We start from the raw sequence: 17,295 nt of genomic DNA, 5'->3' as shown, positions 1-17,295 counted from the left end.
ATCACATTCGCCTGCCTGACATTACGTGACGGTGCCAATGGACGTTTCTTACCTGCTCGACAGCCTTAATGACAAACAGCGTGACGCGGTTGCCGCTTCGCGCACCAACATGCTGGTGCTGGCTGGGGCGGGCAGTGGTAAGACACGCGTGCTGGTACACCGTATTGCGTGGCTGCAGAGCGTGGAAAACTGCTCGCCGTACTCCATTATGGCGGTGACGTTTACCAACAAGGCGGCGGCAGAAATGCGCCACCGAATCGCACAGCTGATGGGCACCAGCCAGGGCGGCATGTGGGTGGGGACTTTCCACGGTCTGGCGCATCGCCTGCTGCGGGCGCACCATATGGACGCTAACCTGCCGCAGGATTTCCAGATCCTCGACAGCGAAGATCAGCTGCGTCTGCTGAAGCGTCTTATCAAGGCGATGAATCTCGACGAGAAGCAGTGGCCGCCGCGTCAGGCAATGTGGTACATCAACGGCCAGAAAGACGAAGGGCTGCGTCCGCACCATATTCAGAGCTTCGGCAACCCGGTCGAGCAAACCTGGCAGAACGTTTATAAAGCCTATCAGGAGGCGTGCGATCGCGCAGGTCTGGTGGACTTTGCTGAGCTGCTGCTGCGTGCGCACGAGCTGTGGCTCAACAAACCGCATATCCTGCAGCACTATCGTGAACGCTTCACCAATATTCTGGTGGACGAATTCCAGGATACCAACAACATCCAGTATGCATGGATCCGCCTGCTGGCCGGTGATACCGGCAAGGTGATGATCGTCGGTGATGACGATCAGTCCATCTATGGCTGGCGTGGGGCGCAGGTGGAAAACATTCAGCGCTTCCTCAATGATTTCCCCGGTGCTCAGACCATCCGTCTGGAGCAGAACTACCGTTCGACCAGCAACATTCTGAGCGCCGCCAACGCCCTGATTGAGAACAACAACGGGCGTCTGGGTAAAAAGCTGTGGACCGATGGCGTTGACGGTGAACCGATCTCTATCTACTGCGCATTCAACGAACTTGATGAAGCGCGCTTTGTGGTGAACCGTATTAAAACCTGGCAGGACAACGGTGGCGCGCTGGAGCAGTGTGCCATTCTCTATCGCAGCAACGCCCAGTCGCGCGTGCTGGAGGAGGCGTTGCTGCAGGTGAGTATGCCGTACCGCATTTACGGCGGCATGCGCTTCTTCGAACGTCAGGAGATCAAAGACGCGCTCTCGTATCTGCGTCTGATCGCAAACCGTAATGACGATGCGGCGTTTGAGCGCGTGGTGAACACCCCAACCCGCGGCATCGGTGACCGTACCCTGGACGTGGTGCGTCAGGCCTCCCGCGATCGCCAGCTGACACTCTGGCAGGCGTGCCGCGAGCTGTTGCAGGAGAAAGCGCTCGCCGGACGTGCAGCCAGCGCCTTACAGCGCTTCCTGGAGCTGATTGATGCCCTGGCACAGGAAACGGCCGATATGCCTCTGCACGTACAGACCGACCGGGTGATTAAAGACTCCGGTCTGCGCACCATGTATGAGCAGGAGAAAGGCGAAAAGGGCCAGACCCGTATTGAGAACTTAGAGGAACTGGTGACGGCGACGCGCCAGTTCAGCTACAACGAAGAAGACGAAGATTTGATGCCGCTGCAGGCGTTCCTCTCCCACGCGGCGCTGGAAGCGGGCGAAGGGCAGGCAGACACCTGGCAGGATGCGGTTCAACTTATGACCCTGCACTCCGCCAAAGGTCTGGAGTTCCCGCAGGTGTTTATCGTCGGGATGGAAGAGGGGATGTTCCCGAGCCAGATGTCGCTGGATGAAGGTGGGCGTCTGGAGGAGGAGCGTCGTCTGGCCTATGTTGGCGTGACGCGCGCGATGCAAAAGCTGACGCTGACCTATGCCGAAACCCGACGCCTGTACGGTAAAGAGGTGTATCACCGTCCGTCGCGCTTTATCGGCGAACTGCCGGAAGAGTGCGTGGAAGAGGTGCGCCTGCGCGCCAGTATCAGCCGCCCGGTCAGCCATCAGCGTATGGGCTCGCCGATTGCTGAAACGGACACCGGCTACAAGCTGGGTCAGCGCGTGCGTCATGCTAAGTTTGGTGAAGGCACCATCGTCAATCTGGAAGGTAGCGGCGAGCACAGCCGCCTGCAGGTGGCGTTCCAGGGGCAAGGTATCAAATGGCTGGTGGCAGCCTACGCCAGGCTGGAAACTGTGTAACTTTCAGAAAAATATCATTATTTTGTAATAATCTGCTAGCCTTATACGTTGAAGGTCAATTAATGCCCTTCAGCGTTCCGTTGCGTGTTGACGCCACTATTACTGCTGGCGTAACATGCGCGCACGATTACGCTAAGAGGACATTCGCCTTGGACACACCCAGTAGATACTGGCTCAATTCCCTGTCATCCAGGAACAACTCCTAAGGCTATCTCCTCTTGCTGATGGCCTTAGTGGTTGTCAGCGACCTGCATTATTCCCGTCGCGCTGAGTCAGGCTGTTTAATGGTCTGAAACCCAATTTGTTTCTGTGTGCCCACCGAACTGTCCGATATTTTTTGCATTGGGAGTCCCGGTCATGTTGAGCGCATTTCAACTCGAAAATAACCGACTGACTCGGCTTGAAGCCGAAGAGTCACAGCCCCTCATTGATGCCGTATGGGTGGATCTGGTCGAGCCGGACGACGATGAGCGCCTTCGCGTACAATCTGAGCTGGGGCAAAGCCTGGCAACCCGCCCGGAACTGGAAGACATCGAAGCATCTGCTCGTTTTTTTGAAGATGAAGACGGTCTGCATATTCACTCCTTCTTCTTCTTTGAAGACGCCGACGATCACGCGGGTAACTCCACCGTGGCGTTTACCATTCGTGACGGTCGCCTGTTTACCCTGCGCGAGCGTGAGCTGCCCGCGTTTCGTCTCTACCGCATGCGCGCCCGTAGCCAGGCGATGGTCGACGGCAATGCCTACGAACTGCTGCTGGACCTGTTTGAAACCAAAATCGAACAGCTGGCGGATGAAATTGAAAACATCTACAGCGACCTGGAAAAGCTGAGCCGCGTCATCATGGAAGGTCATCAGGGCGATGAATACGACGAAGCGCTCTCGACGCTGGCAGAGCTGGAAGATATCGGCTGGAAGGTGCGTTTGTGTCTGATGGATACCCAGCGCGCGCTGAACTTCCTGGTGCGTAAGGCGCGTCTGCCGGGCGGTCAGCTGGAGCAGGCGCGTGAGATCCTGCGCGATATCGAATCCCTGCTGCCGCACAATGAATCGTTGTTCCAGAAGGTCAACTTCCTGATGCAGGCAGCGATGGGCTTTATCAATATCGAGCAGAACCGCATCATCAAGATCTTCTCGGTGGTCTCGGTGGTCTTCCTGCCACCGACGCTGGTGGCCTCGAGCTACGGGATGAACTTTGAGTTTATGCCGGAGCTTAAGTGGAGCTTTGGCTACCCTGGCGCGATTATCTTTATGATCCTCGCCGGGCTGGCGCCGTACCTCTACTTCAAGCGCCGTAACTGGCTGTAAACATCAGGCGGGTGGCATTGTGCCTGCCCGCCTCATTACCGCTTACAATCCTTTGCGCGTTCTGCGCTGGGTATAAAGGGCGTCTGCAACAAAAATCGCCAGCGCCACCCAGATAAAGGCAAACGTCACCATCTTATCTGCGCCCGGTACTTCGCCGTAAAACACCACTGCCAGCAGGAACATCAGCGTCGGACCGATGTACTGAAAGAAGCCCAGCGTGGAGAGACGCAGGCGCGTTGCGGCGCCGGTGAAGCACAGCAGAGGAATGGTGGTTACCACACCGGCCGCCATCAGCATCAAATTCAACGACAACGGGTTACTGCCCATATGGCTGGTTGCGCTGTCGGCAATACCAAACAGGTAAATCGCCGCGACCGGCAATAGCCACAGGGTTTCAAACAGCATCCCGGTCTGCGCTTCAACGGCTATTTTCTTCCGGACCAGCCCGTAAAACGCAAAGCTGAACGCCAGGCCCAGAGCGATCACGGGCAGCGAACCGAAGGTCCACAGTTGGACCAGCACGCCGCAAAAAGCGAGGATGACCGCCAGCCACTGCATGCGACGGAAGCGCTCGCCCAGGAAAATCATGCCCAGAACAATGTTGACCAGGGGATTAATAAAATAGCCCAGGCTCGCTTCGAGCATGTGATGGTTATTGACTGCCCAGATAAAGAGCAGCCAGTTGCCGCCTATCAGCACGGCTGAGAGGGCCAGCAGGAACACCTTTTTCGGCGTTTTCAGCAGCGTTTTGACGCCAGACCACTGACGGCTGACGCTCATCAGCGCGATCATAAAGAAAAACGACCAAATCACACGGTGTGTGAGGATCTCGTCAGCGGGTACGTAAGCGATAAACTTGAAGTACGCCGGTGCGATACCCCAAATAAAATAAGCGGCAAGGGCGAGTAGTACGCCCTGCCGCGTTTGTTTAGCATCCATCGGGATAATCCGTTACAAAAAAGTGAATTAATTTTACCCGATTTTAAGGTTTCAACCCACCATATAAGTGGCAGTTGCGCTGGCGATATAGACCTGCTCTTCGTTATGCAATTCAACGCGGGCGACGGCAACCTTATTCCCCGCGCGCAGCAGGCTGCTGGTGGCGGTAAAACGGTTTCCGCGCCCGGGACGCAGGTAATCGACGCGTAAATCGATGGTGCCCATACGCGACAAACGCTGGCGCAACTCGTCTTCATTGATGGTGTCATGGCGCGTCAGCGTACTGCCCACACAGACCAGGCCCGCCGCCACATCCAGCGCTGAGGCAATCACCCCGCCGTGCAAAATACTCTGCGCCCAGTTGCCAACCATCATCGGCTGGTTGTTGAAGCTGAGCTGGGCAAACGCTTTTTCGTAGCGCTCGAGTTCCAGACCCAGTGCACGGTTAAACGGCATATGGTAAACAAAAATCTCGCCCACGAGTTTTAACGCTTCTTCGGCGGTAAGCATGGCTGACATGAGGCATCACATCCTTATTGTTAATAAAATGTTGATTTTATGCTTCAGCAATAAGGAATTCCACTTTCAGAAACGAGGATGCAGCAGTTGTCGCAGAAGTATGTAGAATATCCGCCACATAACAATTCAACTAATTAACTCTTTGCAGGAGAACACCACCGATGCGGACGTATCTGGCCTGGTTACTGGCGGCAGTTGCGCTGCCCCTCACAGCATATGCCCAGGAAGCGACGATTAAAGAAGTTCACGATCAACCTGCCGTGCAGGGCAGCATTATCGCGAACCTTCTTCAGGAACATGATAATCCGTTCACGCTGTATCCGTATGACACCAACTACGTGATATACACGCAGACCAGCGATCTCAACAAAGAGGCGATAAGCTCCTATAACTGGTCCGATAATGCGCGTAAAGACGAAGTGAAGTTCCAGTTAAGTCTCGCGTTCCCGTTCTGGCGCGGCATTCTGGGACCGAATTCGGTGCTCGGCGCCTCTTACACGCAGAAATCCTGGTGGCAGCTTTCCAACAGTGGCGAATCTTCACCGTTCCGTGAAACCAACTATGAGCCGCAGCTGTTCCTCGGTTTTGCGACCGATTATGAATTCGCGGGCTGGACGCTGCGTGACATTGAGGTGGGCTTTAACCACGATTCAAACGGACGCTCCGACCCTACCTCGCGCAGCTGGAACCGTGCCTATACACGACTGATGGCGCAGAACGGCAACTGGATGGCGGAAGTGAAGCCGTGGTTCGTGGTGGGCGACACCGACGACAACCCGGATATCACCAAATATATGGGTTACTATCAGCTCAAAATCGGCTATCAGTTGGGTGACGCGGTGCTGAGCGCCAAAGGCCAATACAACTGGAACACCGGTTACGGTGGTGCGGAACTGGGCCTCAGTTATCCGGTGAGCAAGCACGTTCGCCTCTATACTCAGGTTTACAGCGGTTACGGCGAGTCGCTTATCGATTACAACTTCAACCAGACCCGTGTAGGTGTGGGCGTGATGCTGAACGATATTTTCTAGGCAGCTCGAATGTTTTTTCGTTAAACGTTGAAGTTTCTCTCTCAGGCGCTGAAAATAGCGCCTGTTTTATTTCTGGCAAATGGGGTTAACGTGGCGCAGGCGGAAGTATTGAATCAGGAATCGCTGGCTAAACAGGTTTTGCATGAAACCTTTGGCTACCAGCAGTTCCGCCCTGGCCAGGAAACCATCATTGAAACCGTGCTGGAAGGCCGCGATTGTCTGGTGGTCATGCCTACCGGCGGCGGTAAATCCCTCTGCTATCAGGTGCCTGCGCTGGTGCTCAACGGCTTGACGGTCGTGGTATCGCCTCTTATTTCCCTGATGAAAGATCAGGTCGATCAGCTCCTTGCCAACGGCGTGGCGGCGGCCTGTCTTAACTCCAGCCAGACCCGCGAGCAGCAGCAAGAGGTTATGGCCGGTTGCCGTACCGGGCAGGTTCGCCTGCTGTATATCGCGCCGGAACGTCTGATGCTGGATAACTTCCTCGATCATCTGTCGCACTGGAATCCGGTCCTGCTGGCGGTGGATGAAGCCCACTGTATCTCCCAGTGGGGACATGATTTCCGCCCGGAATATGCGGCGCTCGGCCAGCTCCGTCAGCGTTTTCCCGAACTGCCGTTTATGGCGCTCACCGCGACGGCAGATGACACCACGCGTCAGGATATCGTCCGGCTGCTGGGGCTGAACGATCCGCTGATTCAGGTCAGCAGCTTCGACCGCCCGAACATCCGCTACATGCTGATGGAAAAATTTAAGCCGCTGGATCAGCTTCTGCGCTACGTGCAGGAGCAGCGCGGGAAGTCCGGCATCATCTACTGCAACAGCCGCGCGAAGGTGGAAGACACGGCCGCGCGCCTGCAGAACCGTGGTTTTAGCGCCGCCGCCTACCATGCCGGGCTGGAAAACGCGGTTCGCGCCGATGTGCAGGAGAAATTCCAGCGCGATGACCTGCAGATTGTGGTGGCGACGGTGGCGTTCGGAATGGGGATCAACAAGCCGAACGTGCGCTTCGTCGTACACTTCGACATTCCGCGCAATATCGAATCGTACTACCAGGAAACTGGCCGCGCCGGGCGTGATGGACTGCCTGCAGAAGCCATGCTGTTTTACGATCCGGCCGACATGGCGTGGCTGCGCCGTTGTCTGGAAGAGAAACCGCAGGGCCAACTGCAGGATATCGAACGCCACAAGCTCAACGCGATGGGCGCGTTTGCCGAAGCGCAAACCTGCCGCCGTCTGGTGCTGCTCAACTACTTTGGCGAGGGGCGTCAGGAGCCGTGCGGCAACTGCGATATCTGTCTTGACCCACCAAAGCAATACGATGGCCTGATGGATGCGCGCAAAGCGCTCTCGACCATCTATCGTGTGAACCAGCGCTTCGGCATGGGCTACGTGGTGGAAGTGTTGCGTGGGGCGAATAACCAGCGTATCCGCGACATGGGACACGATAAGCTGCCCGTCTACGGTATCGGCAAAGACCAGAGCCACGAGCACTGGGTGAGCATCATCCGTCAGCTGATTCACCTGGGCTTTGCCACGCAAAACATTGCCCAACACTCCGCGCTTCAGCTTACCGAAGCGGCACGTCCGGTGCTCCGCGGGGATATCGAACTGAAGCTCGCGGTTCCGCGCGTTGTCGCCCTGAAGCCGCGGGTGATGCAAAAATCGTACGGCGGCAATTATGATCGCAAGCTGTTTGCCAAACTGCGCAAGCTGCGTAAAGCCATTGCTGATGAAGAGAACATTCCGCCCTACGTGGTCTTCAACGACGCGACGCTTATCGAGATGGCAGAGCAGACGCCGCTCAGCGCCAGCGAAATGCTCAGCGTCAACGGTGTTGGCACGCGCAAGCTGGAGCGCTTTGGCAAAGAGTTTATGGCGCTTATCCGCGCTCATGTCGACGGTGACGATGAGGAGTAGTCAGCCAGCCTAAAAAATGTCAGGATGGTGACTCACTTAATTATTTCCCTGCGAGTTAATTATGTTAATGCTATTTCTTACCGTGGCGTTAGTGCACATCGTTGCGCTCATGAGCCCGGGCCCTGACTTTTTCTTCGTGTCACAAACCGCCGTCAGCCGCTCCCGCAAAGAAGCGATGATGGGGGTGCTGGGTATCACCATGGGCGTTATGGTCTGGGCGGCCGTGGCGCTGCTTGGTCTGAACCTGATTCTGGCGAAGATGGCCTGGTTGCACAACATCATCATGGTTGGCGGGGGGCTTTACCTTTGCTGGATGGGCTACCAGATGCTGCGCGGGGCGTTGAAGAAAGAAGAGAAAAAGCCGGAAGAGCCGAAAGTTGAGCTGGCAACGGGCGGCCGGAGTTTTATTAAAGGGCTGCTCACCAACCTGGCGAACCCAAAAGCGATTATCTATTTCGGCTCCGTGTTCTCCCTGTTTGTGGGTGACAACGTGGGTGCGGGTGCGCGTTGGGGCATCTTCCTGCTGATCGTGGTGGAAACTTTTGCGTGGTTTACCGTGGTTGCCAGCCTGTTTGCCTTACCGGCGATGCGCCGCGGTTACCAGCGTATTGCGAAGTGGATTGACGGCTTCGCCGGCGCGTTGTTCGCCGGCTTTGGCATTCATCTCATTATTTCTCGCTAAGCATGACGCGCTGACGCAAGCAGCGCGCCTACCAGCATAAACAGCGAACCAAAGACTTTGTTCAGGGCCTTCATCTGCTTAGGCCCTTTAATCCACACCGCAATCCGCTGCGCCAGCGTCGCGTAACCAATCATCACGATGATATCGACAACAATGGTGGTCGCACCCAGCACCACGTACTGCATAACCTGTGGCTGATGCGGGACGATAAACTGCGGGAACAGCGCGGCAAGGAAAACAATACTTTTCGGGTTGGTCAGGTTCACAAACACCGCGCGTTTAAACAGGCGTCCGCGTGTTTGCGTCTGGGCGAGCGTATTAAGATCAATTGAGCCTGCCGCACGCCACTGCTGAATACCGAGCCAAATCAGGTACGCGGCACCGGCCCATTTCAGCACGTCAAAGGCCAGTACCGAGCGGGAGAACAGCGTACCCAGACCAATGCCCACCAGCACGATATGAATGCCCAGACCGGTCTGCAAACCGGCAATGGACGCCGCGGCACCGCGATAGCCGTGGTTGATGGAGGTGGTCATGGTGTTAATGGCGCCTGAACCTGGGGAAAGGCTAAGGATGATGGATGTCAGCAGATAAGCGAACCACCACTCGAAGGTCATTTGAAACTCCCGAATTGTCTGTTTTTATGCCACAATACGCTATTGTTACGTCATTTTGTGACCGGTGACGAAAAAACGATATTCCTTGGCTTACGGGGGTGGAAACCCGATGTTTCAGCAGAAAAAGGACTGGGAAACACGAGAAAACGCATTTGCTGCTTTCTCTATGGGGCCGCTGACCGATTTCTGGCGTCAGCGTGAGGAAGATGAGTTTACGGGTGTTGGCGATGTTCCGGTACGCTTTGTGCGTTTCCATGATGAGAAAAACGATCGGGTGATCGTGGTCTGTCCGGGACGTATCGAGAGCTACATCAAATACGCTGAACTGGCCTATGACCTGTTCCATCTGGGCTTCGATGTGTTGATTATCGACCATCGCGGGCAGGGGCTTTCTGGCCGCTTATTGTCGGACACGCATCGCGGTCATGTGGATAACTTCAGCGATTATGTCGACGATCTTGCCGCCTTCTGGCAGCAGGAAGTTCAGCCGGGCCCGTGGCGTAAGCGCTATATTCTGGCGCACTCTATGGGTGGGGCGATTTCGACGCTGTTTTTACAGCGCTATGACCACCAGTGTGATGCCATTGCGCTTACCGCGCCGATGTATGGCATCGTCATGCGTTTTCCGGACTGGATGGTGCGCCATATTCTCGACTGGGCTGAGGGCCATCAGCGCATTCGTGAAGGGTATGCCATCGGGACAGGGCGCTGGCGCGCGCTGCCGTTTGCCCTCAACGTATTGACCCATAGCCGGCAGCGTTATCGCCGTAACCTGCGTTTTTATGCCGATGAACCGCGCCTGCGCGTCGGTGGTCCGACATATCACTGGGTGCGGGAAGGGATCCTTGCCGGTGAACAGGTGCTTGCTGGTGTTGGTAAAGATGATACGCCGACACTTCTGATTCAGGCTGAAGAAGAGCGTGTGGTGGATAACCGCATGCATGACCGCTTTTGTGAACTCCGCGCTGCCGCCGGTCACCCTTGCGAAGGGGGTAAACCGCTGGTCATCAACGGCGCGTACCATGAGATCCTTTTTGAAAAGGACGCTATGCGCTCAGTCGCGCTAAACGCCATTGTTGAATTTTTCGACAGGCATAATTGATTGTTGTTTTACCACCAGAGGTTGAAATCCCTATGTACCAGGTTGTTGCATCTGATTTAGATGGCACGCTGCTTTCGCCCGACCATACCCTGTCGCCTTACGCGAAAGAGACCTTAAAGCTTCTGACCGCCCGCGGAGTGAACTTCGTGTTTGCCACCGGCCGCCACCACGTGGACGTGGGGCAGATCCGCGATAATCTTGAGATCAAATCGTACATGATCACCTCCAACGGCGCGCGCGTGCACGATACCGATGGCAACCTGATCTTTACGCATAACCTGGATCGCGACATTGCCGCCGATCTGTTCGGCGTAGTGCATAACAACCCGGACATTATCACTAACGTTTATCGCGATGACGACTGGTTCATGAATCGCCATCGCCCGGATGAAATGCGTTTCTTCAAGGAAGCGGTATTTAACTATTCCCTGTACGAGCCAGGCCTGCTGGAGCCGGAAGGGATCAGCAAGGTGTTCTTTACCTGCGAAAGCCACGAAGCGTTGCTGCCGCTGGAACAGGCGATTAATGCGCGTTGGGGTGACCGCGTCAACGTGAGTTTCTCGACCCTGACCTGTCTGGAAGTTATGGCCGGGGGAGTTTCCAAAGGGCACGCGCTGGAAGCCGTGGCAAAACGTCTGGGCTTCGAACTGAAAGACTGTATCGCCTTCGGTGATGGCATGAACGACGCCGAGATGCTCTCTATGGCGGGCAAAGGCTGCATTATGCAGAATGCACACCAGCGTCTGAAAGACCTGCACCCGGAACTGGAAGTGATTGGGTCTAACGCTGACAACGCGGTACCAAAATACCTGCGCAAACTGTTCCTTGAATAATCTTCATTTGATTGTTTATTGCTCAGTTGTCAACTAAAGAGTTCGCTACAATGCCTGTCCTTCTTTCTGAGAGACAAGCATTGTGGCGCTACTCATTATTACCACTATCCTGTGGGCCTTCTCTTTTAGCCTGATTGGCGAGTACCTCGCCGGGCACGTCGACAGCTACTTCTCGGTGCTGATGCGCGTGGGGCTGGCGGCGCTGGTATTCCTGCCCTTCCTGCGTACACGCGGGCAATCGCTGAAGACCATTTTGCTGTACATGCTGGTGGGGGCGATGCAGCTCGGCATCATGTACCTGTTCAGCTTCCGGGCTTACGTCTACCTGTCTGTCTCTGAATTTCTGCTTTTCACCGTGCTTACGCCGCTCTATATCACGCTGATTTACGATCTGCTCAGCAAACGTCGTTTGCGCTGGGGATATCTGTTGAGCGCGGCGCTGGCGGTGATCGGGGCGGCGATTATTCGCTACGACAAAGTGAGCGACCACTTCTGGACCGGGCTGATGTTCGTGCAGCTGGCGAACCTCAGCTTTGCCATCGGTATGGTCGGGTACAAGCGCCTGATGGAAACCCGCCCGATGCCACAGCATAACGCGTTCGCCTGGTTCTATATGGGGGCAGCTATCGTCGCGGTGGCGGCATGGTTTATGCTCGGCAACCCGCAAAAGCTCCCGACGACAACCCTGCAGTGGGGCGTTCTGGTCTGGCTGGGCGTGGTGGCATCGGGGCTGGGGTACTTCATGTGGAACTACGGCGCTACGCAGGTAGACGCCGGTACGCTGGGGATCATGAACAACGTGCATGTGCCTGCAGGGCTGCTGGTGAACCTTGCCATCTGGCAGCAGCAGCCTCACTGGCCGAGCTTCCTTATTGGGGGAGCAGTGATTCTGGCTTCGCTGTGGGTCCATCGCCGTTGGGTCGCTCCGCGCTCCGCACAAACGGAAGATGATCGCACGCGTGGTTCCGCGCAGAGCGAATAAACGCTTCCGTAATCGGCTGACGCTGCTCGCCATCGCGCACGGCGGCGTACAGCCGGCTCCATAGTCCCTCACCCAGGGTTTTAGTGACAACCAGACCCTGGCGTTCAAAACTCTCCACAACCCAGTGTGGCAGCGCCGCGATGCCCATTCTGGCGGCAACCATCTGAATTAACAGCAGGGTGTTATCCACGCTTTTGAGCTGCGGGCTAATGCCGGCCGGCTGCAGGAAGTGACGCCAGATATCCAGCCGACTGCGCTGTACCGGGTAAATCAGCAGCGTTTCACTGGCTAAATCTTCCGGGGTGATACGCGTTTTACTGGCCAGCGGATGATCCGGAGCCAGCACCAGACGTACCTCATAATCAAACATTGGTGAATAGTGCAGGCCGCTGCGGGGCAGAATGTCTGAGGTCATCACCAGATCCAGTTCGCCCTGCTGGAGCGACGGCTGCGGGTCGAACGTCACGCCGGATTTGAAATCCATCTCCACCTGCGGCCACCTCTGGCGGAAGTTCTCAAGCGCGGGTGTCAGCCATTGAATACAGCTGTGACACTCAATGGCGATACGCAGTCTGGTTTGCTGCGGCTCGTTACAGGACTGCAGCGCGCTGGCTATTTGCGGCAGCACCTGATTAGCCAGCTGCAGCAGGATCTCGCCCTGAGGCGTAAAGCGTAGCGGCTGGCTCTTACGCACAAAAAGACGAAAGCCGAGGCGTTGTTCCAGATCGCTGAACTGGTGAGAAAGGGCGGACTGGGTCTGGTGCAGCGTGGCTGCCGCCGCCGCGAGAGAACCGCAATTTCGCAACGCTTGTAGCGTTTTCAGGTGTTTAATCTCGATCATGAAAGTCCTTCACTTCGCCATGAACATTTTGCGCTTGAGGAATATACAGTAACTGCCAATTATGGATGTGTAAACATCTGGATGGCTAAATACGAAAAATTCACAGGGGACACACCATGACAATTCGCAATCACACTCTCGGTTTTCCTCGCGTTGGCCTTCGCCGCGAGCTGAAAAAAGCGCAGGAAAGTTACTGGGCAGGTACCTCTGGCCGTGAAGAATTGCTGGCAGTGGGCCGCGAACTGCGTGCGCGCCACTGGGAACAGCAAAAGCAGGCGGGCATTGACCTGCTGCCCGTGGGCGATTTCGCCTGGTACGACCATGTTCTGACCACCAGCCTGCTGCTTGGCAACGTGCCGGCTCGTCATCAGAACAAAGATGGATCGGTAGATATCGACACCCTGTTCCGCATTGGCCGTGGCCGTGCGCCAACAGGAGAGCCTGCGGCAGCGGCGGAAATGACCAAGTGGTTCAACACCAACTATCACTATATGGTGCCGGAATTTGTGAAAGGCCAGCAGTTCAAACTGAGCTGGACCCAGTTGCTCGACGAAGTCGATGAAGCGCTGGCGCTGGGCCACCAGGTGAAACCGGTATTGCTGGGGCCGGTAACGTATTTGTGGCTGGGTAAAGTGAAAGGCGAGCAGTTTGACCGTCTCAGCCTGCTGAACGATATTCTGCCGGTCTACAAACAGGTGCTGATTGAACTGGGTAAACGCGGAATTCAGTGGGTGCAAATTGATGAGCCTGCACTGGTGCTGGAGCTGCCGCAGGCGTGGCTGAAAGCGTTTAAACCCGCTTACGATGCCCTTACTGGTCAGGTGAAGCTATTGCTGACCACCTATTTTGAAGGCGTGACGCCGAACCTGAGTACCATTACTGCGCTGCCGGTGCAGGGTCTTCATGTTGACCTGGTCCACGGCAAAGATGACGTGGCCGAACTGCACAAACGTCTGCCTGAAGAGTGGTTGCTTTCGGCCGGACTGGTGAATGGCCGTAACGTCTGGCGCGCCGATCTGAGCGAGAAATATGCACAGATTAAAGATCTCGTCGGCAAACGTGAGCTGTGGGTGGCCTCCTCCTGCTCTCTGCTGCACAGCCCAATCGATCTGAGTGTGGAAACCCGCCTTGATCCCGAGGTGAAGAGCTGGTTTGCCTTTGCGCTGCAAAAATGTGAAGAGCTGGCGCTGCTGCGTGATGCGTTAAATAGCGGTGACACCACGGCCATTACCGACTGGAGCGCCCCCATTCAGGCGCGTCGTCATTCGGCACGCGTCCACAACCCGGCGGTCGAAAAACGTCTGGCGGCCATTACCGCGCAGGACAGCCAGCGTCAGAGCCCCTATGAGGTGCGTGCCGAAGCCCAGCGTGCCCGCTTCAACCTGCCAGCGTGGCCAACCACCACCATCGGCTCCTTCCCGCAGACGACGGAGATCCGCGGCCTGCGTCTGGATTTCAAAAAAGGCAACCTCGATGCGAATCACTACCGCACCGGTATCGCTGAGCACATCAGACAGGCGATTGTTGAGCAGGAACGTTTAGGTCTGGACGTGCTGGTACACGGTGAAGCCGAGCGTAACGATATGGTGGAATACTTCGGCGAACATCTGGACGGTTTCGTCTTTACGCAGAACGGTTGGGTGCAGAGCTATGGTTCCCGCTGTGTGAAGCCACCGGTGGTGATTGGTGACGTCAGCCGCCCGCAAGCGATCACCGTAGAGTGGGCAAAATTCGCCCAGTCCCTGACCGACAAACCGGTGAAAGGGATGCTGACCGGCCCGGTGACGATCCTCTGCTGGTCCTTCCCGCGTGAAGATGTGACCCGTGAAACCATCGCCAAACAGATTGCGCTCGCGCTGCGTGATGAAGTGGCCGATCTGGAAGCGGCGGGTATCGGCATCATCCAGATTGATGAACCGGCGCTACGCGAAGGTTTGCCGCTGCGTCGCAGTGACTGGGATGCTTATCTGAAGTGGGGTGTGGAGGCTTTCCGCCTCAACGCCGCGGTCGCGAAAGACGACACGCAGATCCACACCCACATGTGTTACTGCGAATTTAACGACATTATGGATTCGATTGCCGCGCTGGATGCCGACGTGATCACCATCGAAACGTCGCGTTCAGACATGGAACTGCTGGAGTCCTTCGAAGAGTTCGAGTATCCAAACGAAATTGGGCCGGGTGTCTACGACATCCACTCCCCGAACGTACCGAGCGTGGAGTGGATTGAGAGCCTGCTGAAAAAAGCCGCCCAGCGGATCCCGGCTGAGCGCCTGTGGGTCAACCCGGACTGCGGACTGAAAACCCGCGGCTGGCCGGAGACCCGCGCGGCACTCGCGAACATGGTCAGGGCGGCGCAGAATTTGCGTAAGGCCTGATAAATCCGAAGCCCGGCAAGGCGTAGCCGCGACCGGGCTTTTGTTTTACGCTTTTTTCCCGCCGTACTGGCTGAACCATGCCAGCATCCGCTGCCAGCCATCTTTAGCCGATTCCGCGTGATAGCTCGGACGATAGTCGGCATTAAAGGCGTGGCCGGCATCCGGGTAAACGATGATTTCAGCTTTTGCATTGGCTGCACGGAGCGCATGGCGCATGGTCTCTACCGTATCAAGCGGGATCCCGGTGTCCTGGCCGCCATACAGCCCTAAGACTGGGGCATTTAACTCGGTGGCGATATCAACGGGATGCTTCGGCGAGTTCAGCGTTTTCTCCCCCACCAGTTTGCCGTACCAGGCAACGGCGGCTTTAAGCTGCGGATTATGTGCGGCATACAACCAGCTGATACGTCCTCCCCAGCAGAAACCCGTCACCATCAGACGATGTGCGTCGCCGCCATTGCGCGCAGCCCAACTGGCCACGTGGTCCAGATCGGCCAGTACCTGTGCATCCGGCACTTTGCTGACCAGGTTGCTGAACAGCGTCGGTATATCACTGTAGTCGTTCGGATCGCCCTGACGGAAATAGAGCTCTGGCGCAACGGCCAGATAACCTTCCAGCGCCAGACGGCGGCAAAGGTCGCGAATATGTTCGTGAACGCCGAAAATTTCCTGAACCACAATCACGATGGGCAGCGGGCCGTCGGCCGATTTTGGCCGCGCGTGGTAAGCAGGCATATTCTCCCCCTGCGAGGGGATGGAGGTCTCACCTGCCGTAATGGCCTCTTCAGGTGTTGAGACGATGGTTGATGCATGAGGGGCCGCTGCAGGTGCAAAACCGGTTTTTTCAGTCATGGCATTCTCCGTACCAATGAGTTAGCGCAAAGGTAAATATAGTCACCAGGTTAACAATTCACAGTGCCTGAAACGGTCTATCTTTTGTGCAGCACCTGACGATATAACTTGTTAATGTGATGTGAATCACTATTTCATGGAAATTTACTGCAATCATTTTCATTCATGGTGAGATGTGTCACGTAATTCAGCTTACTGCTTCTGTAAAGTACCTTTTTACTTCTTCTGACTAACCGACCCACAGAGGAGTCACCTATGTCTAAGTCTGATGTTTTTCATCTCGGCCTCACTAAAAACGATTTACAAGGGGCTACGCTGGCTATCGTCCCGGGCGATCCTGAGCGTGTGGAAAAGATCGCCGCGCTGATGGATAAGCCGGTTAAGCTTGCTGCCCATCGTGAATTCACCACCTGGCGCGCTGAGCTGGATGGCAAAGCGGTGATCGTCTGTTCTACCGGTATCGGTGGCCCGTCCACCTCAATTGCTGTTGAAGAGCTGGCGCAGCTGGGCATTCGTACTTTCCTGCGTATCGGGACTACCGGTGCCATTCAGCCGCATATCAACGTTGGCGACGTGCTGGTGACAACCGCTTCCGTGCGTCTGGACGGCGCGAGTCTGCACTTTGCCCCTATGGAATTCCCGGCGGTGGCGGATTTCGAATGCACCACCGCACTGGTTGAAGCCGCGAAATCCGTTGGCGCAACCACCCACGTAGGCGTGACCGCCTCTTCTGATACCTTCTACCCAGGCCAGGAGCGTTATGACACCTTCTCCGGCCGCGTGGTAAGCCGTTTCAAAGGTTCTATGGAAGAGTGGCAGTCTATGGGCGTAATGAACTACGAAATGGAATCTGCAACCTTGCTGACCATGTGCGCAAGCCAGGGTCTGCGTGCCGGTATGGTGGCGGGCGTTATCGTCAACCGTACCCAGCAGGAGATCCCGAACGCGGAAACCATGAAGCAGACCGAAAGTCATGCGGTGAAAATCGTGGTTGAAGCAGCGCGTCGCCTGATCTAATCCCTTCTTATACGAAAAAAGGCCGACCCGTTCGGCCTTTTTTTTGCGTAGCGCCTCGCAGGAAAACCCTTTCA

General features: G+C 56.1%; 16 protein-coding genes. 11 read left to right on the top strand and 5 right to left on the bottom strand.

Annotated features, from left to right (window positions below; translation table 11 throughout):
- Window positions 1-37 precede the first annotated feature (37 nt).
- From uvrD to corA, 3 genes are all read left to right on the top strand, one after another.
- Window positions 38-2,200: a DNA helicase II gene (uvrD, locus tag JTA15_RS16830; RefSeq protein WP_020882882.1), complete on the top strand. Its 2,163-nt coding sequence runs from the start codon at window positions 38-40 to the stop codon at window positions 2,198-2,200.
- 149 nt (window positions 2,201-2,349) lie between these two features.
- Window positions 2,350-2,406, top strand: a complete 57-nt coding sequence (gene ysgD / locus JTA15_RS16825; RefSeq protein ID WP_212743980.1) for a YsgD/CorL family protein — start codon at window positions 2,350-2,352, stop codon at window positions 2,404-2,406.
- A gap of 151 nt (window positions 2,407-2,557) precedes the next feature.
- Window positions 2,558-3,508: a magnesium/cobalt transporter CorA gene (gene corA, locus JTA15_RS16820; protein ID WP_020882881.1), complete on the top strand. Its 951-nt coding sequence runs from the start codon at window positions 2,558-2,560 to the stop codon at window positions 3,506-3,508.
- Window positions 3,509-3,550: 42 nt separating this feature from the next.
- On the opposite strand, the gene rarD is transcribed toward corA, so the two are convergent.
- Both rarD and yigI read right to left on the bottom strand, forming a co-directional pair.
- Window positions 3,551-4,447, bottom strand: a complete 897-nt coding sequence (gene rarD / locus JTA15_RS16815) for an EamA family transporter RarD (protein WP_014172130.1) — start codon at window positions 4,445-4,447, stop codon at window positions 3,551-3,553.
- A 51-nt stretch (window positions 4,448-4,498) separates the two neighbouring features.
- Window positions 4,499-4,966, bottom strand: a complete 468-nt coding sequence (gene yigI, locus JTA15_RS16810) for an acyl-CoA thioesterase YigI (protein ID WP_014172129.1) — start codon at window positions 4,964-4,966, stop codon at window positions 4,499-4,501.
- A 161-nt stretch (window positions 4,967-5,127) separates the two neighbouring features.
- On the opposite strand from yigI, the gene pldA reads away from it, so the two are divergent.
- From pldA to rhtC, 3 genes are all read left to right on the top strand, one after another.
- Window positions 5,128-5,997: a phospholipase A gene (gene pldA, locus JTA15_RS16805; RefSeq protein ID WP_020882880.1), complete on the top strand. Its 870-nt coding sequence runs from the start codon at window positions 5,128-5,130 to the stop codon at window positions 5,995-5,997.
- 90 nt (window positions 5,998-6,087) lie between these two features.
- On the top strand, window positions 6,088-7,917 hold the full coding sequence (recQ, locus tag JTA15_RS16800; protein ID WP_025202782.1) for an ATP-dependent DNA helicase RecQ: 1,830 nt from the start codon (window positions 6,088-6,090) through the stop codon (window positions 7,915-7,917).
- A gap of 61 nt (window positions 7,918-7,978) precedes the next feature.
- The gene (gene rhtC / locus JTA15_RS16795; RefSeq protein ID WP_014172126.1) at window positions 7,979-8,599 is read left to right on the top strand and encodes a threonine export protein RhtC; all 621 of its coding nucleotides are present in this window, start codon (window positions 7,979-7,981) and stop codon (window positions 8,597-8,599) included.
- Here the strand turns inward: rhtC and rhtB are convergent.
- Window positions 8,596-9,216, bottom strand: a complete 621-nt coding sequence (gene rhtB / locus JTA15_RS16790) for a homoserine/homoserine lactone efflux protein (RefSeq protein WP_032679213.1) — start codon at window positions 9,214-9,216, stop codon at window positions 8,596-8,598. The two genes, rhtC and rhtB, sit on opposite strands and share 4 nt — an antisense overlap.
- Before the next feature lie 109 nt (window positions 9,217-9,325).
- Here rhtB and pldB point away from each other — a divergent pair, with 109 nt between their 5' ends.
- The 3 genes from pldB to JTA15_RS16775 all read left to right on the top strand — a co-directional run bounded on the left by pldB (window position 9,326) and on the right by JTA15_RS16775 (window position 12,133).
- Window positions 9,326-10,318 (top strand): lysophospholipase L2, encoded by a 993-nt coding sequence (gene pldB, locus JTA15_RS16785; protein WP_020882879.1) that lies wholly within the window; start codon window positions 9,326-9,328, stop codon window positions 10,316-10,318.
- A 32-nt stretch (window positions 10,319-10,350) separates the two neighbouring features.
- On the top strand, window positions 10,351-11,151 hold the full coding sequence (gene yigL, locus JTA15_RS16780) for a sugar/pyridoxal phosphate phosphatase YigL (protein WP_020882878.1): 801 nt from the start codon (window positions 10,351-10,353) through the stop codon (window positions 11,149-11,151).
- Between the two features lie 82 nt (window positions 11,152-11,233).
- Entirely contained in the window at window positions 11,234-12,133 is a 900-nt protein-coding gene (locus tag JTA15_RS16775) for a carboxylate/amino acid/amine transporter (protein ID WP_020882877.1), read from the top strand.
- Here JTA15_RS16775 and metR read toward each other — a convergent pair.
- The gene (metR, locus tag JTA15_RS16770) at window positions 12,021-12,974 is read right to left on the bottom strand and encodes an HTH-type transcriptional regulator MetR (RefSeq protein ID WP_014172120.1); all 954 of its coding nucleotides are present in this window, start codon (window positions 12,972-12,974) and stop codon (window positions 12,021-12,023) included. The two genes, JTA15_RS16775 and metR, sit on opposite strands and share 113 nt — an antisense overlap.
- Before the next feature lie 116 nt (window positions 12,975-13,090).
- Here metR and metE point away from each other — a divergent pair, with 116 nt between their 5' ends.
- The gene (metE, locus tag JTA15_RS16765; protein ID WP_219372520.1) at window positions 13,091-15,352 is read left to right on the top strand and encodes a 5-methyltetrahydropteroyltriglutamate--homocysteine S-methyltransferase; all 2,262 of its coding nucleotides are present in this window, start codon (window positions 13,091-13,093) and stop codon (window positions 15,350-15,352) included.
- A gap of 45 nt (window positions 15,353-15,397) precedes the next feature.
- Here metE and JTA15_RS16760 read toward each other — a convergent pair whose 3' ends face one another.
- Entirely contained in the window at window positions 15,398-16,204 is an 807-nt protein-coding gene (locus tag JTA15_RS16760; protein ID WP_014172118.1) for a dienelactone hydrolase family protein, read from the bottom strand.
- 255 nt (window positions 16,205-16,459) lie between these two features.
- On the opposite strand from JTA15_RS16760, the gene udp reads away from it, so the two are divergent.
- Window positions 16,460-17,221, top strand: a complete 762-nt coding sequence (gene udp, locus JTA15_RS16755) for a uridine phosphorylase (RefSeq protein WP_003860792.1) — start codon at window positions 16,460-16,462, stop codon at window positions 17,219-17,221.
- The last annotated feature ends 74 nt before the right edge of the window (window positions 17,222-17,295 follow it).

Source organism: Enterobacter sp. BIDMC 29 (assembly GCF_019378755.1).
GTDB lineage: Bacteria > Pseudomonadota > Gammaproteobacteria > Enterobacterales > Enterobacteriaceae > Enterobacter > Enterobacter ludwigii.
Note: the sequence above shows the minus strand (reverse complement) of the source record. Positions and strands in the feature narration are given on the sequence as shown.

Excerpts from the sequence above, each read along its gene's own strand:
- udp (WP_003860792.1), top strand. The coding sequence starts at position 16,460 with ATGTCTAAGTCTGATGTTTTTCATCTCGGCCTCACTAAAAACGATTTA.
- uvrD (WP_020882882.1), top strand. The coding sequence starts at position 38 with ATGGACGTTTCTTACCTGCTCGACAGCCTTAATGACAAACAGCGTGAC.
- rhtC (WP_014172126.1), top strand. The coding sequence starts at position 7,979 with ATGTTAATGCTATTTCTTACCGTGGCGTTAGTGCACATCGTTGCGCTC.
- corA (WP_020882881.1), top strand. The coding sequence starts at position 2,558 with ATGTTGAGCGCATTTCAACTCGAAAATAACCGACTGACTCGGCTTGAA.
- yigI (WP_014172129.1), bottom strand. The coding sequence starts at position 4,966 with ATGTCAGCCATGCTTACCGCCGAAGAAGCGTTAAAACTCGTGGGCGAG.
- metR (WP_014172120.1), bottom strand. The coding sequence starts at position 12,974 with ATGATCGAGATTAAACACCTGAAAACGCTACAAGCGTTGCGAAATTGC.
- JTA15_RS16760 (WP_014172118.1), bottom strand. The coding sequence starts at position 16,204 with ATGACTGAAAAAACCGGTTTTGCACCTGCAGCGGCCCCTCATGCATCA.
- pldB (WP_020882879.1), top strand. The coding sequence starts at position 9,326 with ATGTTTCAGCAGAAAAAGGACTGGGAAACACGAGAAAACGCATTTGCT.
- metE (WP_219372520.1), top strand. The coding sequence starts at position 13,091 with ATGACAATTCGCAATCACACTCTCGGTTTTCCTCGCGTTGGCCTTCGC.
- rhtB (WP_032679213.1), bottom strand. The coding sequence starts at position 9,216 with ATGACCTTCGAGTGGTGGTTCGCTTATCTGCTGACATCCATCATCCTT.
- yigL (WP_020882878.1), top strand. The coding sequence starts at position 10,351 with ATGTACCAGGTTGTTGCATCTGATTTAGATGGCACGCTGCTTTCGCCC.
- pldA (WP_020882880.1), top strand. The coding sequence starts at position 5,128 with ATGCGGACGTATCTGGCCTGGTTACTGGCGGCAGTTGCGCTGCCCCTC.
- rarD (WP_014172130.1), bottom strand. The coding sequence starts at position 4,447 with ATGGATGCTAAACAAACGCGGCAGGGCGTACTACTCGCCCTTGCCGCT.